This is a genomic window from Thiocapsa imhoffii (assembly GCF_016583985.1).
Taxonomy (GTDB): domain Bacteria; phylum Pseudomonadota; class Gammaproteobacteria; order Chromatiales; family Chromatiaceae; genus Thiocapsa; species Thiocapsa imhoffii.
Genome location: NZ_NRSD01000013.1, coordinates 101,082 through 123,186 on the forward strand (window position 1 = coordinate 101,082; position 22,105 = coordinate 123,186).

24 protein-coding genes are annotated in these 22,105 nt (G+C 64.3%); 6 read left to right on the forward strand and 18 right to left on the reverse strand.

Annotated features, from left to right (window positions below; all coding sequences use genetic code 11):
• Positions 1-936 (reverse strand): Gfo/Idh/MocA family protein, encoded by a 936-nt coding sequence (locus tag CKO25_RS13110; protein WP_200388389.1) that lies wholly within the window; start codon positions 934-936, stop codon positions 1-3.
• Positions 937-1,014: 78 nt separating this feature from the next.
• Here CKO25_RS13110 and apaG point away from each other — a divergent pair, with 78 nt between their 5' ends.
• Positions 1,015-1,389, forward strand: coding sequence for a Co2+/Mg2+ efflux facilitator ApaG/CorD (gene apaG / locus CKO25_RS13115; RefSeq protein ID WP_200388390.1), 375 nt, complete (start codon positions 1,015-1,017; stop codon positions 1,387-1,389).
• 163 nt (positions 1,390-1,552) lie between these two features.
• Positions 1,553-2,395 carry a symmetrical bis(5'-nucleosyl)-tetraphosphatase gene (locus CKO25_RS13120; protein ID WP_200388391.1) on the forward strand — a complete coding sequence of 281 codons (843 nt, stop codon included), beginning with the start codon at positions 1,553-1,555 and terminating at the stop codon, positions 2,393-2,395.
• A 45-nt stretch (positions 2,396-2,440) separates the two neighbouring features.
• Here CKO25_RS13120 and folA read toward each other — a convergent pair whose 3' ends face one another.
• From folA to CKO25_RS13135, 3 genes are all read right to left on the reverse strand, one after another.
• Positions 2,441-2,998 (reverse strand): type 3 dihydrofolate reductase, encoded by a 558-nt coding sequence (folA, locus tag CKO25_RS13125; protein WP_338115129.1) that lies wholly within the window; start codon positions 2,996-2,998, stop codon positions 2,441-2,443.
• Positions 2,995-4,047 (reverse strand): 3-deoxy-7-phosphoheptulonate synthase, encoded by a 1,053-nt coding sequence (locus tag CKO25_RS13130; protein WP_200388392.1) that lies wholly within the window; start codon positions 4,045-4,047, stop codon positions 2,995-2,997. The genes folA and CKO25_RS13130 overlap by 4 nt, the downstream gene beginning before the upstream one ends.
• Positions 4,048-4,256: 209 nt before the next feature.
• Positions 4,257-4,874 carry a histidine phosphatase family protein gene (locus CKO25_RS13135; RefSeq protein WP_200388393.1) on the reverse strand — a complete coding sequence of 206 codons (618 nt, stop codon included), beginning with the start codon at positions 4,872-4,874 and terminating at the stop codon, positions 4,257-4,259.
• A gap of 125 nt (positions 4,875-4,999) precedes the next feature.
• Between CKO25_RS13135 and CKO25_RS13140 the strand changes: the two genes are divergently transcribed.
• Entirely contained in the window at positions 5,000-5,302 is a 303-nt protein-coding gene (locus tag CKO25_RS13140; RefSeq protein WP_200388394.1) for a hypothetical protein, read from the forward strand.
• 102 nt (positions 5,303-5,404) lie between these two features.
• Positions 5,405-5,902: a bacteriohemerythrin gene (locus CKO25_RS13145; RefSeq protein ID WP_200388395.1), complete on the forward strand. Its 498-nt coding sequence runs from the start codon at positions 5,405-5,407 to the stop codon at positions 5,900-5,902.
• On the opposite strand, the gene sdhB is transcribed toward CKO25_RS13145, so the two are convergent.
• The 6 genes from sdhB to CKO25_RS13175 form a co-directional block, all read right to left on the reverse strand.
• The gene (sdhB, locus tag CKO25_RS13150) at positions 5,877-6,632 is read right to left on the reverse strand and encodes a succinate dehydrogenase iron-sulfur subunit (RefSeq protein WP_200388396.1); all 756 of its coding nucleotides are present in this window, start codon (positions 6,630-6,632) and stop codon (positions 5,877-5,879) included. The two genes, CKO25_RS13145 and sdhB, sit on opposite strands and share 26 nt — an antisense overlap.
• 40 nt (positions 6,633-6,672) lie before the next feature.
• Positions 6,673-8,556 carry a succinate dehydrogenase (quinone) flavoprotein subunit gene (gene sdhA / locus CKO25_RS13155; RefSeq protein ID WP_200388397.1) on the reverse strand — a complete coding sequence of 628 codons (1,884 nt, stop codon included), beginning with the start codon at positions 8,554-8,556 and terminating at the stop codon, positions 6,673-6,675.
• On the reverse strand, positions 8,553-9,185 hold the full coding sequence (locus tag CKO25_RS13160) for a succinate dehydrogenase/fumarate reductase transmembrane subunit (RefSeq protein WP_200388398.1): 633 nt from the start codon (positions 9,183-9,185) through the stop codon (positions 8,553-8,555). The genes sdhA and CKO25_RS13160 overlap by 4 nt, the downstream gene beginning before the upstream one ends.
• A 237-nt stretch (positions 9,186-9,422) precedes the next feature.
• Positions 9,423-10,175, reverse strand: a complete 753-nt coding sequence (locus tag CKO25_RS13165) for a PP-loop family protein (protein WP_242467601.1) — start codon at positions 10,173-10,175, stop codon at positions 9,423-9,425.
• The gene (locus CKO25_RS13170) at positions 10,162-10,791 is read right to left on the reverse strand and encodes a metallophosphoesterase family protein (protein ID WP_200388399.1); all 630 of its coding nucleotides are present in this window, start codon (positions 10,789-10,791) and stop codon (positions 10,162-10,164) included. The genes CKO25_RS13165 and CKO25_RS13170 overlap by 14 nt, the downstream gene beginning before the upstream one ends.
• 3 nt (positions 10,792-10,794) lie before the next feature.
• Entirely contained in the window at positions 10,795-11,793 is a 999-nt protein-coding gene (locus tag CKO25_RS13175) for a zinc-dependent alcohol dehydrogenase family protein (RefSeq protein WP_200388415.1), read from the reverse strand.
• A gap of 149 nt (positions 11,794-11,942) precedes the next feature.
• Between CKO25_RS13175 and CKO25_RS13180 the strand changes: the two genes are divergently transcribed.
• Positions 11,943-13,517, forward strand: a complete 1,575-nt coding sequence (locus CKO25_RS13180) for a carbon-nitrogen hydrolase family protein (RefSeq protein ID WP_200388400.1) — start codon at positions 11,943-11,945, stop codon at positions 13,515-13,517.
• Between the two features lie 202 nt (positions 13,518-13,719).
• Here the strand turns inward: CKO25_RS13180 and CKO25_RS13185 are convergent, their stop codons facing one another.
• From CKO25_RS13185 to bluB, 8 genes are all read right to left on the reverse strand, one after another.
• On the reverse strand, positions 13,720-14,160 hold the full coding sequence (locus tag CKO25_RS13185; protein ID WP_200388401.1) for a cobalamin biosynthesis protein: 441 nt from the start codon (positions 14,158-14,160) through the stop codon (positions 13,720-13,722).
• Positions 14,157-15,701, reverse strand: a complete 1,545-nt coding sequence (gene cobI, locus CKO25_RS13190; protein ID WP_200388402.1) for a precorrin-2 C(20)-methyltransferase — start codon at positions 15,699-15,701, stop codon at positions 14,157-14,159. The genes CKO25_RS13185 and cobI overlap by 4 nt, the downstream gene beginning before the upstream one ends.
• On the reverse strand, positions 15,698-17,068 hold the full coding sequence (gene cbiE / locus CKO25_RS13195) for a precorrin-6y C5,15-methyltransferase (decarboxylating) subunit CbiE (protein WP_200388403.1): 1,371 nt from the start codon (positions 17,066-17,068) through the stop codon (positions 15,698-15,700). Before cbiE ends, cobI begins: the two co-directional genes overlap by 4 nt.
• Entirely contained in the window at positions 17,061-18,209 is a 1,149-nt protein-coding gene (locus CKO25_RS13200; RefSeq protein ID WP_200388404.1) for a cobalt-precorrin-5B (C(1))-methyltransferase, read from the reverse strand. Before CKO25_RS13200 ends, cbiE begins: the two co-directional genes overlap by 8 nt.
• A 104-nt stretch (positions 18,210-18,313) precedes the next feature.
• Positions 18,314-18,994 (reverse strand): precorrin-8X methylmutase, encoded by a 681-nt coding sequence (locus tag CKO25_RS13205; RefSeq protein ID WP_200388405.1) that lies wholly within the window; start codon positions 18,992-18,994, stop codon positions 18,314-18,316.
• A complete protein-coding gene (locus tag CKO25_RS13210; RefSeq protein WP_200388406.1) occupies positions 18,978-19,817 on the reverse strand; it encodes a sirohydrochlorin chelatase in 840 nt (279 codons plus the stop codon). The genes CKO25_RS13205 and CKO25_RS13210 overlap by 17 nt, the downstream gene beginning before the upstream one ends.
• Positions 19,807-20,601, reverse strand: a complete 795-nt coding sequence (gene cobM / locus CKO25_RS13215) for a precorrin-4 C(11)-methyltransferase (protein WP_200388407.1) — start codon at positions 20,599-20,601, stop codon at positions 19,807-19,809. Before cobM ends, CKO25_RS13210 begins: the two co-directional genes overlap by 11 nt.
• A 4-nt stretch (positions 20,602-20,605) precedes the next feature.
• Positions 20,606-21,256 (reverse strand): 5,6-dimethylbenzimidazole synthase, encoded by a 651-nt coding sequence (gene bluB / locus CKO25_RS13220; protein ID WP_207162270.1) that lies wholly within the window; start codon positions 21,254-21,256, stop codon positions 20,606-20,608.
• A 160-nt stretch (positions 21,257-21,416) separates the two neighbouring features.
• On the opposite strand from bluB, the gene CKO25_RS13225 reads away from it, so the two are divergent.
• Positions 21,417-22,105: nucleotide-binding protein (locus CKO25_RS13225; protein ID WP_200388408.1), on the forward strand; the 689-nt coding region annotated here is incomplete at its 3' end.

The following is a 22,105-nucleotide window of genomic DNA, read 5'->3' on the forward strand; positions in this document are numbered from 1 at the left end:
TCAGCGACCAATGCGTTCGCGCACCTCGAGGGCGACTTCCAAGGCCTTCAAGCCGGTTTCGCCATCGACGAGGGGCCGATGGCCCATGCGGACACAACGCACGAAATCCGCAAGCTCGGCATCGAGCGGCTTGACAGGATCGATCTGGATTCGTTCACGCAGGATCTCGGGCCGTGGCGACGCGGCCGTGAGCCGCGGCTCGGCGATGTCGATGGTCTGTTCGATGAAGTCGAGCGACAGATAGCGCCGCGGCTGAAACACCCGAATGCGGCGCGTCGTCTTCTCCGAGACCCGGCTCGCCACCACATTGGCCACCGTGTGATTGTCGAATTCGAGACGCGCGCTCGCGATGTCCACATGATCGGTCAACACCCGGGCACCCACCGCGGAGATCTCCACGATGCGGGCGTCGACCAAAGCCAGGATGATGTCGAGGTCGTGGATCATGAGGTCGGAGACCACATCCACATCGGTCGCCCGCTCGACGAAACCACCCATCCGTTGCGCCTCGAGATAGAGCGGAGAATCGATCCGCTGCGCCAACGCCATCACCCCGGCGTTATAGCGCTCGACGTGTCCGATCTGCAGTATCGTGTCCCGCTCGCGGGCCAATTCAACGAGTGCGCGCGCGTCGCTCAGGGTTGCCGCGATCGGCTTCTCGAGCAAAATCGGAATCCCCCGCGAGAGGAACGGCGCAGCGGCTTCGAGATGCGCGGTCGTCGGCACCACGATACTGACGGCATCAACCCGATCGAGCACTGCCTCGATGCCATCGAGCACCCCGCACCCGGCCTCGGCGGCCACCGCGGCGGCCCGGTCCGTGTCAACATCGACCACACCGACGAGCTCGACTTCCGGCATGCGCGAATAGATCAGGGCATGAAAACGACCCAGGTAGCCGACGCCGACCACGGCGACACGAAAGGTTTCGGACATCAGGGACCACCAGACTCGACATTGAACCTTGTTGTATTATCGTCCGATTGGATGCCCTTGTCTGTGTTAGAGGTCTAGATGAAACCCTGTACGATCAAGATTTCGGCCAACAGCCAGTATCAACCCGAACGTTCGTCTCCGGGCGAGGAACGCTATGTCTTCGCCTACACCATCGTGATCGAGAACCAGGGGAGCGAGGCGGCACGCCTACTCGATCGCCATTGGATCATCACGGATGCGGACGGCAAGGCGCAGGAAGTCCGCGGCGAGGGCGTTGTCGGGGAGCAGCCCTACCTGAAACCGGGCGAGCGCTTCGAGTACACCAGCGGGGCGATCATTCCGACGCCGGTCGGCAGCATGCACGGCAGTTACGGGATGATCACCGATGACGGAACCCGGTTTGAGGCCACCATCCCGCCCTTCTCGCTCGCCTCGCTTACGACCATGCACTGACTCCGCGCGCGCGGCACCCCCCGGGTCAAGAGCGGACTTCGGCCCGCTGAGGGAGCCGCCGCACACCTGATGTTGCGCCGCGGCCAAACCCGCAACCGCGCGGGTCGCGCGCCACGCACCCATTCTGGACCGAGCCCTGGACCGGGGCCGCAACGGGGGACGCATGTCGATCTTCGCTGTCGGTGACCTACAAGGCTGCTATCGCGAACTGCTGCGTCTGCTCGATCGCATCGCATTCGATCCCGCGCGGGATCACCTCTGGTGTGTCGGCGACCTCGTGAATCGTGGTCCCGAATCGCTCGCCGTGCTCCGATTCGTGCACGGTCTCGGTGAACAGGCCATCACCGTCCTTGGCAATCATGACCTGCATCTCCTCGCCCTCGCGCAAGGCAACCAGCGCCATGCCCGCCAGAGCAACCTCGATGAGATCCTGCGCGCACCCGATCGCGATGAGCTACTGCACTGGTTGCGTCATCGCCCCCTGCTCCATCACGACGCCCACCTCGGCTTCACGATGATCCATGCCGGATTGCCTCCACAGTGGTCGCTCACCGAAGCGCGGCAGTACGCGCGGGAGTTGGAGTTGGTCCTGCGCGGTCCCGGATATCGAGACTTTCTGCTTCAGATGTATGGCAACAAACCAAAGCGCTGGACACCGGCCCTCACCGGGATCGAGCGCCTGCGCTTCATCACCAATGCACTGACGAGGCTGAGATTTTGCGAGCCAGACGGGGCCTTGGCACTGAGCGAGAAAGGCGAACCCGGCAGCCAAGCCGCGGGGCGACGCCCCTGGTTTCGCATGCCCAACCGGCGCACCCGGGACGAGCGCATCATCTTCGGCCATTGGTCGACCATTGGTTATCTCGCCGAGCATAATGTCTGGGGGCTCGATAGCGGATGTCTGTGGGGCGGTGCCCTGACCGCCATCCGACTCGATGATCCAGACGCCATCACCCCGATCCAGCTCGCTTGCGCAGGCTATCGCGAACCGGGAGCCCATGCCTGAACGGCGAGGCTCGCCGCACCGTCCACGACAGAAGGGCGCGGCGTGTCACACGCGCGAGCGGGCACCACCGAGCGGTTCATGGTGACGACGGCAGAGTTCGAGGAACGTCATCGCGTGGACGTTGCGCGCATCGGCCGGGTGCTCGGTGCGCTGGCGCTCTTGCCAGTCTTGGGGATCCCATGGTGGAAAGAAGGTATCCCCCGCGACCTCGGCGTGGATTAGCGTGAGTAGGAGACGTTCCGCCCGCGGTAACGCCTCGCGATAGAGTTGCGCACCGCCCACGATCATCAATTCCGGGACCGCTCCGGCCACTTCGATGGCCTCATCGAGCGAGCTGGCCGGCGTCGCGCCCCGGGGACGGAACGCCGGGTCGCGCGACACCACGATGTGACGCCGGCGCGGCAGCGGTCCAGGCAAGGACGCCCAGGTCAGCCGCCCCATCACGATTGTCCGATCGAGTGTCAACTGCTTGAAATGAGCCAGATCGGCGGGGAGGTGCCAGGGCAGGCGGTTCGCGAGACCGATCACCCGATTCGCCGCGATCGCGGCGACCAGACACAGTGGTGTGGGAGCACTGGCCAGGCCAGCACGCTCGGTGGTCACAGATGACGCCGGCGCGTGACCGACTCGGCAAGTTCATGCAACATCGGCACGGTATCATCCCAGCCAACACAGGCATCCGTAATGCTCTGGCCGAAGACCATGCCGTCGTTCGCTCCAAGATCCTGACGTCCGCCAACCAAATGACTCTCGATCATGACGCCGATGATGCCCTGATCGCCTCGCGCGACTTGGCCGGCCACATCCTGGCAAACACGAATCTGTTTCTCCGGGCGTTTCCGGCTGTTGGCATGACTGAAATCGATCATGATCTTCGGCGTTAACCCTGACTCCAGGATCTGCTCGGCAGCCAGGCTCACGCTCTCGGTATCGTAATTGGGACGTTGGCCACCGCGCAGGATGATATGGGTGTCCACGTTGCCGGTGGTGCTGAAGATTGCGGATTGTCCTTCCTTCGTGACCGACATGAAGACATGTGGGCGGGCCGCGGCGTGGATGGCATCGATCGCGACTCGCACATCGCCATTGGTTGCGTTCTTGAAGCCAACCGGGCAGGACAACCCGGATGCCAATTCACGATGGCCCTGGCTTTCGGTCGTGCGCGCGCCGATGGCGCCCCAACTGACCAGATCGGCGATGTACTGCGGACTGATGAGGTCGAGGAACTCAGTACCCGCCGGGATCCGCATCTCATTGAGTTGCAACAGCAATTTGCGTGCGATCCCGAGGCCTTGATTGATCTCGAAACTGCCATCGAGATGGGGATCGTTAATCAGCCCTTTCCAGCCCACCGTGGTTCGCGGTTTCTCGAAATAGACACGCATCACGATCAGCAGTTGTTCACTCAAGACCGTGCGCAGATCGTTCAGACGCTCGGCATACTCCAGGGCGGCACGCGGATCATGGACCGAGCATGGCCCAACGATCACCAGGAGACGATCGTCGCGTCCATGCAGGATCTGCTGAATCGCATGGCGCGTCGAGTGCACCGTCTCAGCGGCGACTTCGGTGAGAGGGAACTCATGGTGAAGCGCGCTGGGTGCACGGACTTCTTTGATTTCGCGGATCCGCAGATCGTCGGTCTTTTGCATTGGGTCAGCTGGTGACAGCGGTGTTGACAAACGCGTGAGTATATCGCGATCCATCCGGATCACTCGACCTTCGCCAATGCAGACCAGACGTGCGGCGCATTGCACGGGACACCAGCAACCAGACTATCCCAGCCATCCAAACGGATGGCCGGGATGGTCTTCAGGTCAGCGCCCCATTGCGCGCCTCCGGGGTGGTGATCGGGTCGGCTTCAATCAGACCGCGATGCGCGATCGAGCCGGGCTCGATTGAACCACTCGATGCTGGGGCCGAAGGCACCGTGACGAATGCGCACCAATCCGGCATAGTCGACCCGCAAGCGATACCAGCGGCGCGCATCCGCCCCCAGCAGATGCCCCACGAGCGCACGCATCACCCCGGCATGACAGACGATCAGGAGGTGACGACCAGGATGTTGCTCACAGTAGCGCCGATAAGCCTCGCCCACACGCGCAGCCAGACGCTCCAGGGGTTCGGCCCCCAAGGGGCGTTGACCAACCGGATCACGATAGAAGGCCGCGAAGTCCTCCGGGTCCTCCCGCGCCACCGCGACACGGTCGCGGCCCTCCCAGGCCCCCATCCCGACCTCGATCAGGTCCGGATCGACGACCAAGGGCAAACCATGCCGCGCGGCCAGGTCGACGGCGAACTGCCGACATCGCGACAAGGGGGAGCTGATGATCCCATCCCAGGGCGCCGACGTACCCAACGCATCACGCATCTGATCCCACCCAACTGGACTCAGAGGATCATCGGTCCCACTGCCACGATACCGTGACCCGCCGACCGGCTCGCCATGACGGATGACATCCAGGATCAGATCAGGCATGGTGCCCGTGATGGGGTGCGCCCTGCCAGCTGGCGCAGGTTTGGACTCTTTCAACGACATGGGCTCCTGCAGGTCACACCCCCATGCGGGGGTCCGGACATTTCGATCAATTCAGGCTAGACGCGATGAAGAACAAGATCTACGAAGGCATCGACCAACAGCCCGGCGGAGCCATGACACCCACGGCTAACGTCATTCGCGATGCCTGGGTGTTTGGGATTATTCCCACCGATGAGACCTGCGCAGGCTGGAGCAGCCAGCGCATCGAACAGCTTTACGAACAGGTCAGTGTGGCCTGGAAGCCCTATGGCCATCTGCCCTCCCGACTCCCTCCCGATCTTCGGGAACGGCATGAGCAGATCTACTCAGCGGCCATCGCGAGGGCCCGGGACGCAGGCTGGAACCCCGCTCTCGGCGAAAACGACTAAACTCAAGACGACACCGAACGACGATAGACCAGGCCGCGTCTTACGATCCGTTGGGAGCCGCGGCCCGCATGCTGATCACCACGGACGACGCGAGAGGGTTTCATGAGGATCCCGTTTGCCTGGCACGACGATTGGGCCTTGCAGATCCCGGTTATCGATCACGAACATCGCGAACTCGTCGAGATCCTCGCGGCGATCCTCGATCGTTTCGTGGATGAAGATGATGTGCCGGAGGGTCCCACCCACCTCCACCAGGCCCTCATCGAACTCGGGGAAGCGGCGCGCGAGCACTTCAGTCGCGAAGAGGCGTTGATGCGCGCGATCGACTACGAGGATGTCACCGAACACCAAACCGAGCATGCCCTGCTCATGGCCGAATACACGGATCTGATCCGCCAGTGGCAGATCGCTGGCAAACAGCGACTCACCGTGACGGACCAGCAGCTTATCCACGACTGGATCCTTGATCACATCCTCGGCGCGGACCGTGACTTCGCCAAAGCCTGTCTGCGGCAGGACCTCCACCCCGATCAGCGTGCTCGGCTCGTCGCTGTTCCGCCGCGTCCCCGTCCCCTCAGGACGGACCAAACAGATCCTTGAACATCTGCACCGTTGTCTGCCGGCCCAACTCGCCGATGGCGGTCGTCAGCGGAATCTCTTTCGGGCAGACCCGGACACAGTTCTGTGCCTGACCACAATCACTCAGGCCACCGTCACCCATGATGGCGTGGAGCCGCTCGCGGGCATCGTATCGACCGGTCGGATGGGCATTCATCAGGCGCACCTGCGCGAGCGGGGCCGGTCCTAGGAAGTCCGAATGGGGGCCGAACTGCGGACAAGCCGCCATGCAGCAACCGCAGGACATGCAACGGCTGTAGAGATAGTTCGCCGCCCATTCATTCGGTCCGATGCGCGGCGCGCCCTCATGAATGTCCCAAAGCCCGTCGATGCGAACCCAAGCCTTGACCTGTTTCAGCCCCTCATCGATGCGCGTGCGATCGACCAGCAGATCGCGCACGACGGGGAATTTCGGCAAGGGTTCGAGCCGGATCGGCTGCGTCAGCGACGCGACCAGGGCCGAGCAGGAGGGACGTGGCACGCCATTGATGAGCATGGCGCAGGACCCGCAGACCTCCTCCATGCAGTTATGGTCCCAGACCACCGGATCAACGCGCTCGCCCGTGGTCGTCACCGGATGCTCGCGCAGCGCCATCAGCAGCGAGACGACATTATGATCCGGGTGACCGGGGAGTTTGAATTCCTGCCAATAGGAGGGGCTGTCAGGGCGATCCTGACGACGGACACGGAGATGGATCGATTGCTCGGTCATGGATGGTCGCACCAAGATGGATCAAAGATGGGGCCGACATTCACCGATAGTCCCTCGGATCCGTCGGTGGAAACAGGCTCAGGTCGACCTCCTGATAGTGAATCCGCGGACCGTCATCATGATGCTCGGCGATGGTTGTCTTCAGCCACTGGTGGTTATTCTCCTGCCAGCGCGCCCGATAGGCCTCGAACGCCGGATCACCGGGAAAGGTCCCCGCGGGGATCGGCAGTGCGAACGCGGGTTTGTAGTGGGCCCCGCGACACTCATCACGCGCCAACGCACCCTGCGCGACCACCTTGGCCAGCGTGATCATGTCGCGCAACTGCCGGGCAAACACCAGGCCCTGATGCGCCCAGGGATTGGCAGCGCCGAAATCAACCCGATCCAGACGCTCCGCAAGCTGCCGCAGTTCGCTCAATGCCGACTCCAACTGCGGATTGGCGCGCACGACGCCCACCTTGGCGGTCATGAGCGCACCCAGATCCTGGTGGATCCGATACGGACATTCACTCCCCTGGCCCTCCTGGATGGCTCTATTGAGGCCCTGTTGGCGCGCGACCTCATCAGCAATCAGATCTTCACGCACGCCGGGGCGGGTGCCGGCGAAACCTTTCAGATAACTCACCACCGACTCGCCCGCCACCCGCCCCGAGTAGCTGGCCGAGAGCAGCGAGTTCGCGCCCAAACGATTGGCCCCGTGATAGGCATAGTCACACTCGCCGCAGGCATAGAGACCCGGGATGTTGGTTGCATGATTGCGCACGCTCCCGTTTGCGATGCCGCCATCCGCGGCCCGCTCGAAGTCCACCCACAGCCCCCCCATGCCATAGTGGGCGGCGGGGAATATTTCCATCGGCTCGGTGACCGGATCCACCCCCGCGAATTTGCGATAGATCTCCAGAATGGCGCCCAGACGCGTGGAGATGAAGGCCTGATCAAGATGCGTCAAATCCAGATAGACGCGATCGCCACCACCGAGCCCCAAGCCCATCTCTTGGGTCACCGTCCAAATCGCCCGCGCGGCCTCGTCACGGGCGACCGTGTTGCCGTAGGTTGGGAAAAATTCCTCCAGAAAGTAGAAGCGCTCCACTTCGGGAATGGTCCGCGGTGGGCGTCGATCGCCGGGCGTTCGCGGTACCCAAATCCGCCCGCCCTCGCCACGCGCCGCTTCACTCATCAGCCGCGTTTTATCGTGCCCGATCATCGCCGTGGGATGGAACTGGAAGAACTCGGCATTGGCCAGCCAGGCACCCTGTTGATAGCAACGGCTCGCTGCCGCGCCGGTCGAGTTGGTCGAGGTGGTGGTCTTGGGCGCATAGAGCTGGCCCATTCCGCCGGTTGCCATGACCACCGCGTCCGCCATGAAGGCGCGCACCTCGAGACTGCGCAGATCCATCGCCACGATGCCCCGGCAGACGCCCGCCTCATCACGGAGCAACGAGAGAAACTCCCACCACTCGTGCTTGATCACCCGCCCCTCGGACTCGAGCCGCCGAACCTGTTGATCGACACCATAGAGCAGCTGCTGTCCGGTACTGGCCCCAGCGAAACAGGTCCGTTTGTTCTTCACCCCACCGAATAGACGCTGATCGAGCAGTCCCTCCGGCGTGCGTGAAAAGGTCACCCCCATGCGCTCGAAGGTTCGAATCAATCCGGGGGCGTCCTCGCACATGCTCTTCACTGGAGGCTGATTGGCCAGATACTCGCCGCCCTTGATTGTATCGATGATGTGCTGCCGCACCGAATCATGCTGTCCCTTGGTGTCGAGCACGGCATTGACACCGCCTTGCGCACACACCGAATGGCTCCGCTTCACCTCAAAGAGCGAAAGCAGGGTCACCGTGAAGCCCGCATCCGCGATCCGCACGGTCGCCCAGAGGCCACCGAGCCCACCCCCAACGACGATCACGCTCGGTTGACTCATCTCAGGAACCCCATCAGTCCGTGGAGACCGAGCGCGGCCAGCAGCAACCCGAACAGCACACAGAACCCGCCGAACAGACGCTGCGCGCGCACCGAGGTGGTCACGCCCCAGGCGATCGCCATCGATGAGAGCCCATTGGCAAAGTGGAACACCGAGAGCAACAAACCCACCACATAAACGCCAAGCAACCAGGGCTGAGAGAGCAGCGCCTGCATGTGTGTGTACAGATCCTCTGCCACTGCCGGATCCCAAAACCCCTGGATGCGCGTCATGCCCACGTGCAGCAATAAAAAGAACAGGATGCCGATACCCGAAATGCGCTGCATCCAATACAAGTGATTGCGCGGATAGCGGTAACGCAAGAGTTCGGAGCGCATCTGCGCCGAGATCACCAATCCATACCCGGCATGGAACAAGAGTGGCAGAGCGATCACGAAGATCTCGAGCAGGGGCAAATAATTCATCCCCTTGAGCGCGGCAACCACCTGCTCGTTGTAATGCTCGGCGCCCAAGCGCGACTGCGAATTCTCCCAGAGATGGAAGATCAGGAAGGCCCCGACCGGGATCAGCCCAAGCAGGGAATGCACCCGGCGCAGCAGGAAATGCGGGTTGTCGATGGATGTTGACATAGGCGAGCTGGACCACGAGAAGCAGCCGACAGGATACCCGCAACGGCTTATCACGAACCTGATCGAACGCAGTCCAGCTCCATCTTCGTGGTCGCCTCACCGCGCCGGCGCATCGCGATCATGCCCCGCTGATTCCGATCAACGATCGTTCGGCGTCCTCCGTTCGTTGTGAAACAGTCAAGGGGGTCGTTTCGGTGCTTTCCTCAAGCGGTGGATGCGCAATCCGCTGACAGCGGATCAATTCTCCTGTCTCGGTTCCACCATGATGGGCTTGATCGCATGCAGGATGTTAGCGAAAAGATGGCGGTGCTCCGCCTCCTCCCGCGCCAACAGGGCCTTCATGTGCGCACGGCGAGTGGGCCTGGTGAAGCAAGCTGGGCAGGAATCGGGGACGATCGGCAGTCTGGCGCTTTCGGCAAAATCCGCAGTCTGACGCTCGCGACAATAGACGAGCGGGCGGATGATGCGCACGTCGCCATCCTGATTCAGATAGTGCGCCTTCATGGTGCGCAATTGCCCACCGTGGAACAACGACATCAGCAGGCTCTCGGCGAGATCGTCGAGATGCTGGGCGAGGGCGAGCACGCCATAGCCCTGTTCGCGGCAGATCCGGTACATGATGCCGCGCTTCATGCGCGAGCAATAGGCGCAGAATGAGTCCCCATCCATATGCTGCTGCGCCTGCTCCATCAGCGGCTGTTGTTCGTAGAACCAAGGCACGCCCAGACGCGCATAGTAGTCTTTGAGAGGCTCCGGATCGAAGCCCGGCACCTGCGGGTCCACAGTCAGCACCGCGAGTTCAAAACGCACCGGAGCATAGGTGCGCAGATGCGCCAAAATCTGCAGCAGTGAGAGCGAATCCTTACCGCCGGAGACGCCCAGCAGGATCCGATCACCCTCGCCGATCATCTGAAAGTCTGCGATCGCCCGCCCCACCTGACGGAGCAAGGATTTCGGTGGCTTGACCACACACGGATCAGGATCTGGCATGCGCAGACACCTCGGTGGGCGCGGTCTCACCAGAGCGGGTGCGCGGCGATCTGGGGTGACGCGCGGGGAGCGGAAAGCGATGCACCGCGACCGACCAATCCGCGATGGTCGCGCTCAACACCAGGCAAGAGGGCCCACCCCCGGTGCGGGTGCGCCCCGCCGCGCCCGGATTCAGAATCCAGGGCGCGGCGGTTTGGTCCACCACCAAGCGATGGCTATGACCATAGAGGATCGCCCGCGCGCTCGGGAAGCGTTCGCGCAGTCGTCGATGGCGGTCACGCGCCGCGCTCTGGTGGCCATGGATCACGATCAGTTGTCCGCCCGGCAGGGAGATGTCCAACCATTGCGGCAATTCACAGAGCAGTTCCCGATCCGGCAGCGGCCACTTGGTCGCGACATCATTGTTCCCGAACACCGCCAGGACATGCCCCAGTCGGGGCCGCAGACGCGCCAGCACCCCAGCGCTGCCGATGTCCCCGCCATGCACCGCGAGATCACAGTCACGCACCACCTCATCCACTCGGGCATCAAGCACGCCATGGGTATCGGAGAGCAGCGCCACGCGGAGGGACCGACCGGGAATCCGCACCGCCTGACCGGAAGCCAACGCACGCATGGGTCAATCCATCACCAGTGCGAGCTTGCCGGTGACGTGCCCCTTCTCGATCAATCTGTGCGCCGCTTCCGCTTGTGTCAGTGGGAAGGTTTGGGAGACATGGATCTGGAGATCCCCGTGGTCGATCAACTTGGCACAGCGCCGAAGAATGTCACCCTGATGGGTCCGTGCTCGTGGCAGGTCACGCAGCATTGGGGTCAGCATCAACTCGAGACTGATACGCAGATTACGCATCCGCGCCTCCGTGAGGTCCAACTCGGGCCCAGGGTCGAGGATGGTCACCAGATCCCCGTAATGCGCCATGGCCGGGATGGTCTGCCGGAACACCTCAGGGCCAATGGTATCAAGCGCAATGTCCACGCCTTGCCCCTCGCTCCATTTCATGATGGAGGCGACCAGATCCTCTTCCTGGTAATTGATGCAATACTCAGCACCGAGCGCATGCACGAAGTCAGCCTTCTCGGGACTGCTGACCGTCGTGCAAACCCGGGCACCCGCGGCCTTGGCGAGTTGGATCGCGACATGACCCACCCCACCCGCACCGCCATGGATCAGCACCCGCTGACCTTCGCTCAGACGTGCGCGATCGTGCAATGCTTCCCATGCCGTCAGCAAGACGAGTGGTGCCGCACCAGCCTGAATGAAATCGACCGCACGCGGCTTCGCCTGTGCCAGTTGATTGTCGAGCACGATATACTCGGCGTAGTTGCCAACGGATCCACCGATGCCGCCCCAGCAGAACCAGACCTCATCACCCGGCTTGAAACGCGTCACCCCAGCGCCCGCGGCCTCAACCACTCCGGCCCCATCGCATCCCAAAACGGCCGGCAGACCGTCCGGCACCAAGGGGCCATTCCGACGTACCTTCGTATCCACCGGATTGACTCCGGCCGCCTTGAGCTTGACCAGGATATCGTCCGGGCCACCGATCTCGGGGGCCGGCCGTTCGACCACCTGGAGAACGGAGGGTCCGCCGGTCTCGCGTATCTCGATTGCCTTCATGGGCATGTCACCTCGTGTCGTGAGTCTGATGTATCCACTACCGACAGCAGCAAACCGGGGCATGCTAGCCCCATAGCGAGGTTCGGCACAATCCGCCGACCCCATGCCCCTCACCCGCCTGCCCGATCAACACACCGGAGCACGTCGCGATGGCCAGCACATCGAAAACCACATCCACCAAACCGCCCTTGACCATCCGCAATGCCCGCGTCAAGGATATCCAAGCGATTCGCGCCCTGGTCGCTCGCGTCTACCAGGACAGCGGCATGGGCACCTACTCCCGCGCCATGCTGCTAGGACAGATCCACAACTTTCCGGAAGGTCAATTCGTTGCCGAATACGAAGGGGCGATCGTCGGTTACTGTGCCACCTTTCTTATCGACGGCACGCTCGCACTCGCGCCCCATACCTGGGCGGAGATCACCGGGGGCGGCTACGCCTCGCGCCATGACCCGAACGGCGACTACCTCTACGGTATGGAGGTGTGCGTCGACCCCGAATACCGCGGGCTGCGCCTCGGCCAGCGGCTCTACGACGAACGCAAGAAGCTGGCCCGCTCCTGGGGCGTGAAGGGCATCGTCTTCGGGGGCCGCATGCCCACGCTGGCGAAACGACTGCGTCGCTTTGACTCGCCCGAGGCCTATCTCGCGGAGGTCAAGGCCAACCGCTTACGCGATCCGGTGCTGACCTTTCAGATGCGTAATGGCTTCGATGTGCTGGGCCTGCTCCCGCGCTACTTACCAGAGGACCAGGATTCCGCAGGCTACGCGGTCCATCTGGTCTGGCGCAACCCCAATGCCCCGGATGAGCAGGAGGAGCAACGCGCCAAGAGCTATGGGGGACGACTGCCAGACACGGTGCGCGTCGCAACCGTCCAATACATGCAACGTCGGGTTGGCTCTTTCGAAGAGTTCACCGATTTGGTGCGCTATTTCGTCGACGTCACCGCCGATTACCGCGCGGACTTCGTGGTCTTCCCCGAGCTCTTCACCCTGCAATTGCTTTCCATGGAGGATCAGGAACTCTCGCCCGCCGAGTCGATCGAGGCCCTGACGAAATACACCGAGCCACTCAAGGGCGCCTTGCGCGACATGGCCGTGCGCTACAACATCAATATCATTGGCGGCTCGCATCCCACACGCATGCCCAATGGGCGGGTCGAAAACATCTGTTACGTTTGCCTGCGCAGCGGTGAGGTGCATGAACAGGCCAAGATCCATCCAACACCCAACGAGGTCTATTGGTGGAACATCGAGGGAGGGCAGGCACTGAACGTGATCGAAACCGACTGCGGCCCCATCGGTGTATTGATCTGCTATGACAGCGAGTTTCCCGAACTCGGCCGCCACCTCGCCGATCAGGGTGCCAACATCATCTTCGTGCCCTTCTGCACCGATGAGCGTCAATCCTATCTGCGCGTGCGTTACTGCGCCCAAGCCCGCGCCATCGAAAATCAATGCTATGTCGCCATGTCCGGCAATGTCGGCAACCTGCCGAAAGTGCACAACATGGACATCCAGTACGCTCAGAGCTGCATCCTAACCCCCTGCGATTTCCCCTTCGCGCGCGATGGCATCGCCGCCGACACCACACCCAATGTCGAGACCGTCGCCTTTGCCGATCTGCGTCTGGAAGCCTTGCGCGCGGCCCGCAACGCAGGCACGGTGCAGAATCTCAAGGACCGTCGGCACGATCTCTATACCACGGTGTGGCGTGAGCGTTGAGCAGGCACGAAAACGGTGCGTGCTCGCCGCGACAGGCGTCCGCACACTCTTATAGAGTGGGACTGCATCGCCTTTGTCAGGCCGTCTCGGCACGCAACCGCTGATTCGCACCAGACCGGCTCAAGTTGGAAGCGGCGTCATCCGATCGAGCAACACCGCAACGGTGGGGGACTCGGCCGTCTCGCCGGTGGGCGCGACGCCGTCAGGATACGCCTGTATCGAGAGTCTTTGCGTTCGTACACTCATCTCGCGCTGACCCAACCCAGGGCGCCAGCGCGATGGTGACGTGCTTCCCATCTGGACCGCGGAGCACCTGTTTGGGGACGATCAGTGAACGGGCACCGCCCGCTAGGAGCGCTGCGGCCTCGCAGACCGAGGGCGTGCCCACGAGACGACGCACCTGGAGCGAGGGCGAGGGGACGCGCACGCGGGCGAGCACCGCCGCTGGGTAGAACCGCAGCGGGACCTCTCGCGCTGCCGCGAGAGCGAGGATGGCGGGCTCGTCGCTCTTACGATCGATGCTCGCGATACAGTGGATGTGAACCGGACCCAGAGCGGTCACCACTGGCAGCTCCAAGGCTGCCTCCAGCGTCGTCAATGGAGTGCCGCGATCGCAACCGACACCGAGCACGACCGCGATCACGGCGCGGCGGACGCGGGCGGTCGATAGACCACCACACAGTCGCCGAGCCGCGCGCGTTGCGCAGCGGCGACCGGAGCGAGGCTGATCCAGAGATAGGCGCAGGCCTCGCCAGCCTGATCGGGCCGATCGACTCGACGTAGATTCGCTGGCCAAGGGCGATCGGCCGGCCACCAGGAGGTCGCGCGACCCGCATCGATCACCACCACGGGGGCACCGTTGACCACGCAGGCAGCGGCCCGTTTGAGGGTTTCGGGATCGGCTTCGATCCGCCATCCCAACTCGTGCCCGAAGAGATCAACAGCAATGGTGCCCTGGACGTCGGAGGCCGTGGTCAGAACTGGGGTGGCAGCAAGTGCGGCGGCCAAGGCAACGGCCAGAGCATTGGCCCCCGCAAGATGACCGCCGAGCAACGGGATCACGAAGCGGCCGGCCTCGTCGATGGCCAACACGGCTGGATCGCGACGCTTATCGCGGATCAGCGGTGCACAGAGCCGCCAAGCCACCCCACTCGAGCCGATGAAGACGAGGGCACGTCGCTGACGAAAAAGCTCCGGAAGCCGGGCCGCGACCGCTCCCACCGCGAGGCGACAACGCGACTCGGGAGCGGTCTCCAGGGACACCGCGAAGGGGCGCGGGATCAGGATGTCAGACGCGTCAGGGAGATGCTCCGTCAGACGTTGAGCCAACGCCAACCCCATGCGGGTCCAGGCAATCAGTGTGGTGCCCTGCCGCTCGCTCGGTGCGCTTGGTGTCTTGAGGGACCCTCGTATCGGCACTTGCCCCAGCCCCCGTCCACGTGCGTGTCGGATCAAGACGAGCGAGAGATAATGGACCGGCTCGCCGCGCAGCGTGGCGAGATCCCGGATCAGGCGCTCACGCGGTGTCCCGACCCGTTCGATGAACACAGCCGACCCCAGCATGCCGCGCGCGGCCAGTGCGTCGATCAAGTCGTCCAGCACCGGACGCACCTTGAGGAGCACCAGCGCATCGAAGCGATCGAGTAACGCATCCAGCTCACGCATCGCCGCGGGCGCCGCATAGACCGCGAGCGGCTCCTCCCCGTCGACGAGCGTCTGTCCCAACCGCGCCGCGGCGGCATTGAAGGAGGACACTCCGGGGATAACCTCGATCCGAACCCCTGGGTCCACCTCACGCACGACCCGCGCAAGATGGCCGAAGGTCGCATAGGTCGAGGCATCCCCTTCAACGAGGAACACCACATCCTGTCCCGTAGCCAAACGTGCTGCGACCTGCTCCGCCGCCGTTGCCCAAGCGCGGGCGAGCGCTTCGGCATCGCGGGTCATCGGAAAATGGAGAGCCAACCCTGGTGTCGGCGCCGCCAGGCCCGCGCGCTCGACGATCGCAAGCGCATAGCTCGACCCAGCGGCATCGACCGGCCAGGCCCAACAGGCATCGGAGGTCAGAGCCGACCAGGCCGCCCGCGTGATGAGCATGGGGTCACCCGGCCCCAGCGAGGCGCCGATCAACCGGCCCGTGCATGGCGTCGTCGCGGTCTCGGCAACCGCATCCATCATGGTCATACGCAGATCCGTGATCCGTCTGGAAGGGGCGGATCCTGAGCCGTCCTAGCCTGGATCAGCCAGACCGGATTCTCGGGTTGGAGACGGTGTCCGCCGGCTAAGGGGCTGCTGCGCGCGGCCTGGATCTGGGTCACCGACCAGTCGAGCCCCACACGATCGAGCAAGGCCATGGCCGTGGTCAGGTTCTCTAAGAGGACGAGCGACACCACCAGTCGGCCAGCGGGTCGCAGACGTTGCACGACCATCTCGAGGATCGGCGTCAACTGACCCCCGCTGCCGCCGATGAAGACCGTATCCGGGGCTGGCCAGGTGGCACAGTCGCCTGGCGCCACCCCGACCGTGGCACTGTAGTTGGTGACGCCGAGTCGCCGGCGATTGGTCTCGATCAGATCCAGGTCCAAGTGATTCCGTTCGATCGCGTGAACGTGGCCATCAGGACAGAGGCGCGCTGCCTCCAGACCCAGACTGCCCGAGCCGGCGCCGAGATCCCACACCAGATCGCCGGGGCGCAGCTCGAGCAAGGCTAGTGCCACGGCGCGTACCTCCCGCTTGGTGATGAGTCCTCGAGCGGGCACGCGCTGCGCGAAGAAAGCATCGGGCAGACCGAAGACCGATCGGGCCGGGGCGGCGTGGCGGCGCTGGAGGAGAACGACATTGGGATGCGCGCAGCGAGCGCTCGCCAACACCGCGGCCGGGACCTCTGAGATCAAGCGCTCGTCGGGGCGCAGCAGACACTCGGCGACATGGATCGCAAAGACGTCGTCGAGGCCCTCGGCCAGCAGCAAGCGTGCGATGCGCTCCGGTCCGTTGGCCGGACTGGTCAGCACGCCGATCAGATCACCCGCTCCGCTCGCACCGGTCAGGGCCTGTGCCAGATGATACAGTCCATGCTCGGGCGTGCCGCCGCAGACCCAATCACCGCTGTCGCAATGATGCACCGAGACCCAGCGCGCGTCCTGCCACGGCAGCATAAAGCGGGCACAGGCGAGCTGCAGGGTGCTCGGGTTGGGGAGTACACGAAACCGACTAGGCGGCAACCGGGGCATCAGTCGAGCCGCCAGCAGTCCGCCGATCCCAAAGCAGAGCGGATCGCCAGTGGCCAGGACGGCAACGTCATGCTCAGCATCCAGGGCCTCGCTCACCCAAGCAGCAACGGACGCGGTCCGTCCGGTCAGATCCAGACGCTCCGCGTGGGGGTTCAGCAACCCGTCGCACAGCGCCAGGACACGGGTTGCGCCAATCACCCGCTGGACTCGCCCAAGACGCTCGCGGGCCGCGTCGCTCAGACCTTGCGGACCATCATCGAGCACACCGATCACCCAGCATCGCGCCTGGTCCTCTTCACGCTCGCGTTCAGGTTCAGTCACACAGCCTCTCCGTGCGCGCGAGGAGTTGACCGTCCGGCGCGAAGGCGATGACCTCGAGCCGTGTGCCCGCGGCCAGTCCCGCCGCCAGCGCGCGCGCCGCAGCCTCGACCAGCGCCCGATGGAAACAGGCCGACAGACCCGCCTCGGTCGTGAGCTCGGCCACCCAGCGCGCGGTTGCCCCCTCCGCGATCCGCCGGCAGAGTTCGGGAGTCGCACCGCATCGCGCCGCCAGTTCGGCCAAGTGCGCCATGTCAACCGGGGCCTTGCGGGCATGGGTCACCCGCAGCCCTTGTGCCATCTTGGCAAGCTTGCCGCTCATGCCACCAACCAGCACCTGTGTGATCCCGGCCTCGCGCACCGCATCCAATGCCGTACCGACGAAATCACCCATTTGGACGAAGCAGACCTCTGGCAGGGCCGGGAAGGTCTCCATGCAATAGCGTTCGGTGCGTCGACCGGTACTGAAACAAAGCGTACGCTCACCTTGGGCGAGGGCAACCTGGACGCCTTGCCGCACCGTTGCCTTGAAGGATGCGGTCGAATAGGGATAGACCACGCCAGTGGTTCCCAAGATCGACAAACCACCGACGATCCCGAGACGGGCGTTGAGCGTCCGTTGGGCCAACCGCTCGCCATCGGCGATGGACAGGGTGACATCCAACCCGGCGCGGATCAGTAACTCTGCGGCGGCGGCGCGTAGGTTCGCCGTGATATAGGCATGGGGCCCCGGATTGATCGCCGCCTCGCCGACCCGCAAGCCGAGCCCCGGGCGCGTCACCCGGCCGATCCCGGGACCGCCGAGCAGCCGGATCATCCCAGCCGCATGGGGCGCGGTGCGCACCTGCGCCGCAATCCGCGCACCATGGGTGACATCCGGATCATCCCCGGCATCCTTGACAACGACTGCTTGCGCAACACCAGCGTTCAAGGTCGCTGCAGCAACCGAGAAGACGGGGCGGCGCCCCTGCGGGAGGAGGATCTCGATCTGGCTGGGGACGACGCCCGTCACGAGTCCACGCGCGGCCGCGGTCGCCGCGGCCGCGGCGCAGGCACCAGTCGACCAACCCGTACGCTGGCCACGCTTGCCACGACGCGGACCCGCGCGGTCATTGGCCCGAGTCAGGTCTGAGGGTGGCTGCATCACTGTCCTCTTCACGGACTCGCTCTATCGCGATACCGCCAGGTACCGAGACGCCAGCCAGTCGATCTGGTATCCGGCGGGCCGCGACGCTCGGAATAGCCGCGCTAGCCATGACTCGGCGGCTGTCGCGCGGCGAGGATCATCAAGGCATGCAGCGCCGCCACCACCAGGGTCGAGCCGCCCTTGCGTCCCGTAACCAGGATCCAGGGTATCGCGTCGAGCTCGCCGAGCTGCTCCTTGGATTCAGCCGCGGCGACGAAGCCGACCGGCATCCCGACGATCAATGCCGGTCGCGCATCCGCATCCCGCACTAAACGGATCAGTTCCAGGAGCGCGGTCGGCGCATTGCCGATGCCGACCACCGCGCCGTCCAACAGCCCCTGACGATGGGCGAGACGCATGGCCTGCACGGCACGCGTGGTCTCCTCGACGCGCGCCGCGGCGATGACCTCCGGCTGGTCAATCGACTGATGGGCGACCAGACCGAATTCGGCCAGACGCACACGCGATAGCCCGGCCCGCACCATCTCGACATCGCAGACGATGGGGCAGCCCCGGCGCACGGCAGCAACCCCCGCCCCAATGGCAGCGGGATGAAAGCGCGTCAGGCCATTGAAATCGAAATCACCACTGGCATGGATCAGGCGCCGCACGAGCGACCATTGATCGTCGTCGTAGGCGTGGGGCGCGGCCTCGGCATCGATGATCGCAAAGGATGCGTTTTCGATCGCTGCCCCACCGCGGGTCAACAGCGCTCCCCCGTCTGCCTCAGTGGCGATGGTCATGATCCGCCTCCGCCGCCAGCGCATGGGCACAACCGTCGCAGGGCAACAGCAGACGGCCCTCGCGGCATTCGGCGAGGCGCTGATCCAAGAGCACCATCAATTGTTCGTGTGCGCCGAGATAGTCCGCGAGGGCGATGACCTGGCTTGAATATTGAGTGCGCAGACGCGCCGTCTGCGCCCGGATACGCTCGATGAGTCGGCCGGTGAAGAGGTAGTAGGGCAAGATGAGGATCTGGGTCATGCCCAAACGGTCCAGTCGCTGCACCACCTGTTCCAGACGCGGGAAGCAAATCCCAGTGAAGGCCGGCAGCACCAGGTCGTGATCGGTCGTTTCGTAGATCCAATGCGCCATCTTCGCCACCTCGCCGGTCGACTCCATGTCCGAAGCGCCGCGGGCCAGCAGGACAACACCGGTCGTGCGCGGATCTGGCATATCGAGCGCGACCATCGCTTGATGCAAACGCTGACGCAGCGCCTTCAATAGGTGGTCAGTGGTCCCGAGGTGACGGGCCGCACGGAACTCAACCTCCGGATGACGCACCCGCGCGGCGGCGAGGGCGCGGGGGATGTCGCCCTTGACATGACCGGCGGCATTCAGGATCAGTGGGAGCACCAGCACCCGTCCGCCAGCGGTGGCGCGAACCGCCGCCTGGTCAAGCCCCTCATCGAGCAAAACCGGGGCATGTTCGATCCAGCACACCTGCACCGCGAGCCTAGGATGACGCGCACCCCAGGCGGCGGCGAAGGACTCAACCTCCTGATTGCCGGCGCCACCAGGATCGCGGGCACCGTGAGCGGTCAATAAAACGACATCATGAGTCATCGGCCGAGGGGTCTCCAGCGGGACGGAAGCCATGTGAAAAATGCAGATCATAGAGCCGCGAAACCTCGGCCTCCTCGCGGTGACGAGCACCAAGCGCGGGGCTGGCCAGGATCATTGCCTGACGGCGCAGACCGGCACTAGCACAGCGTGCGGCGATGTCTTCCAGGCTGCCGCGCAGCACTCGCTCCGCGCCCGGCCAAGTCGCCTTCTCCACCACCACGATGGGCGCGGCCGACGACCATCCCGCCGTGCGCAGGGCCGTCACCACATCGTCGATGCGAGCGATCGAGAGAAAGATGCAGAGACTGCAATGATGCGCCGCAAGCGACACCAACGTCTCACGCACCGGCATGGGGGTGCGCCCGGCGAGCCGGGTCAAAATCACGGTTTGCGTGACCTCCGGGAGGGTCAAGGTCTCACCGGCCGCCGCCGCCGCGGCCATGGCCGAGGAGACGCCCGGCACGATGCCGATCGTCACGCCGGCGCGCTCAAGTGGGCGGGCCATCTCAGCGAGCGCGCCATAGAGGGTCGGATCGCCCGTCTGAAGTCGCACCACGCTCGCATGACGAGCCGCGCGCGTCGTCAACCATGTGGTGATCTCGCGCAAGTGCATGCCGGCCGAATCGGCGATCTCGCAACCCTCGCGGGTCCACTCCAACACCGAGCGCGAGACCAGTGAGCCGGCATAGAGGACGGCACCAGCCTCACCCAAGAGCCGCGCGCCGCGCACCGTGATGAGGTCGGCCGCGCCAGGACCCGCGCCGACGAACCAAACCTGGCCCATCCGCTCAGCCCTCGCCGCCCCAGACATCATGATGTATCAGCGTTTCCAGATCGAGGCGTGGCAGCCAGCCGGTGGATTCGAGTTCAGGGCGGTCGTGGAACGCACGAACATAACCGAGACAAAGATAGGCAATCGGAACGATGGCCGAAGGGATCCGAAGCGTATCGTGAAGCACTTGGCGGTGCAGGATACTGACCCAGCCGACGCCCAAGTTTTCGGCTCGGGCGGCAAGCCACAAGTTCTGAACCGAGCACACCACACTGTAGAGATCCATCTCCCGATTGGCGGTGCGTCCAATGACGACCGGTCCGGCGCGCGACCGGTCGCAGGTCACACAAATCCCAACGGGGGACTCCAGAATCCCTTCGAGCTTCAAGCGCTGGTAGTGCTCACGGCGTTCACCCTCGAACAGTGCGGCCGCCTCGCGGTGTGCCGTCTCGAAACCATCCTTGATGCGACGCTTGATGGCCGGATCACGCACCAGAATGAAATCCCAGGGCTGCATGAAACCGACACTCGGCGCATGGTGCGCCGCCGTGAGAATGCGCCGCAGAATCGCCTCCGGGACCGGGTCGGGCAGGAACTCGCCGCGCACGTCGCGCCGGGCGAAGATCGTCTTGTAAACCGCCGCGCGCTCCGACTCATTGATGTCCAAGATAGGCTGCTCGTTCTCGCATGCATGTGGGGCGCCGCGGTCTCGTCATGCGCGGCGGCGCCATCACGATCGACTCGACGGGGCGAGTTGTTACACTGCAAGACCAGACGTCGGGCTTGCCTGCCGGCGAGGATTGTAACCACGATTCCACCGAACCACCATGCAGACCATCCGTTCGTGCCCCACACTGCTGCTCGCCGCGGCCGCCTCCGGTCAGGGCAAGACCACCCTCGCCGCGGGATTAGCCCGCCATCATGCCGCCCTTGGTCGAAGCGTACGGATCTTCAAGACGGGGCCTGACTTCCTCGACCCGATGATCCTCGCGCATGCCGCGGGTGCGCCCGTGTCGCCGCTGGATCTTTGGATGGTCGGCGCCGACGCCTGCCGCGCCAAGCTCTACGACGCGGCCGGCGTGGCTGATCTGATCCTCATCGAAGGGGTGATGGGGCTCTTCGACGGCGCGCCCAGCAGTGCCGATCTAGCGCAGGCCTTCGACCTTCCGGTGGCCATCGTTCTGGACGCCGGCGCCATGGCACAAACCTTCGGCGCCTTGGCCCTCGGTTTGGCGAGCTATCGACCGGACCTGCGCTGCGCCGGGGTGCTCGCCAACCGTGTGGGTGGCCTGCGTCATGTTGCGATGCTGCGCGCGTCCATGCCCGCGCACATCCCCTTTCTCGGCGCGGTACCGCGCTGTCCGGACGCCGCGCTGCCGAGTCGCCATCTTGGGCTCATCCAAGCGGCCGAGATCCCGGATCTCGATGCTCGCCTGGATGCCGCCGCGCGGTCCATCGCCGCGACGGCACTCGCGCAGTTGCCGCCCCCGACGACCGTGACCTCGGTGCCATTGGC

Bases quoted from the DNA above. Each gene is read 5' to 3' on its own strand.
- CKO25_RS13205 (WP_200388405.1), bottom strand. From the start codon at position 18,994: ATGACCATCGCCACTGAGGCAGACGGGGGAGCGCTGTTGACCCGCGGT.
- CKO25_RS13120 (WP_200388391.1), top strand. From the start codon at position 1,553: ATGTCGATCTTCGCTGTCGGTGACCTACAAGGCTGCTATCGCGAACTG.
- CKO25_RS13160 (WP_200388398.1), bottom strand. From the start codon at position 9,185: ATGTCAACATCCATCGACAACCCGCATTTCCTGCTGCGCCGGGTGCAT.
- CKO25_RS13210 (WP_200388406.1), bottom strand. From the start codon at position 19,817: ATGACTCATGATGTCGTTTTATTGACCGCTCACGGTGCCCGCGATCCT.
- CKO25_RS13180 (WP_200388400.1), top strand. From the start codon at position 11,943: ATGGCCAGCACATCGAAAACCACATCCACCAAACCGCCCTTGACCATC.
- CKO25_RS13200 (WP_200388404.1), bottom strand. From the start codon at position 18,209: ATGCAGCCACCCTCAGACCTGACTCGGGCCAATGACCGCGCGGGTCCG.
- apaG (WP_200388390.1), top strand. From the start codon at position 1,015: ATGAAACCCTGTACGATCAAGATTTCGGCCAACAGCCAGTATCAACCC.
- CKO25_RS13145 (WP_200388395.1), top strand. From the start codon at position 5,405: ATGAGGATCCCGTTTGCCTGGCACGACGATTGGGCCTTGCAGATCCCG.
- sdhB (WP_200388396.1), bottom strand. From the start codon at position 6,632: ATGACCGAGCAATCGATCCATCTCCGTGTCCGTCGTCAGGATCGCCCT.
- CKO25_RS13110 (WP_200388389.1), bottom strand. From the start codon at position 936: ATGTCCGAAACCTTTCGTGTCGCCGTGGTCGGCGTCGGCTACCTGGGT.
- CKO25_RS13170 (WP_200388399.1), bottom strand. From the start codon at position 10,791: ATGCGTGCGTTGGCTTCCGGTCAGGCGGTGCGGATTCCCGGTCGGTCC.
- sdhA (WP_200388397.1), bottom strand. From the start codon at position 8,556: ATGAGTCAACCGAGCGTGATCGTCGTTGGGGGTGGGCTCGGTGGCCTC.
- CKO25_RS13135 (WP_200388393.1), bottom strand. From the start codon at position 4,874: ATGCCTGATCTGATCCTGGATGTCATCCGTCATGGCGAGCCGGTCGGC.
- cobM (WP_200388407.1), bottom strand. From the start codon at position 20,601: ATGGGCCAGGTTTGGTTCGTCGGCGCGGGTCCTGGCGCGGCCGACCTC.
- CKO25_RS13165 (WP_242467601.1), bottom strand. From the start codon at position 10,175: ATGCCAGATCCTGATCCGTGTGTGGTCAAGCCACCGAAATCCTTGCTC.
- cobI (WP_200388402.1), bottom strand. From the start codon at position 15,701: ATGACCATGATGGATGCGGTTGCCGAGACCGCGACGACGCCATGCACG.
- CKO25_RS13140 (WP_200388394.1), top strand. From the start codon at position 5,000: ATGAAGAACAAGATCTACGAAGGCATCGACCAACAGCCCGGCGGAGCC.
- CKO25_RS13130 (WP_200388392.1), bottom strand. From the start codon at position 4,047: ATGCAAAAGACCGACGATCTGCGGATCCGCGAAATCAAAGAAGTCCGT.
- CKO25_RS13175 (WP_200388415.1), bottom strand. From the start codon at position 11,793: ATGAAGGCAATCGAGATACGCGAGACCGGCGGACCCTCCGTTCTCCAG.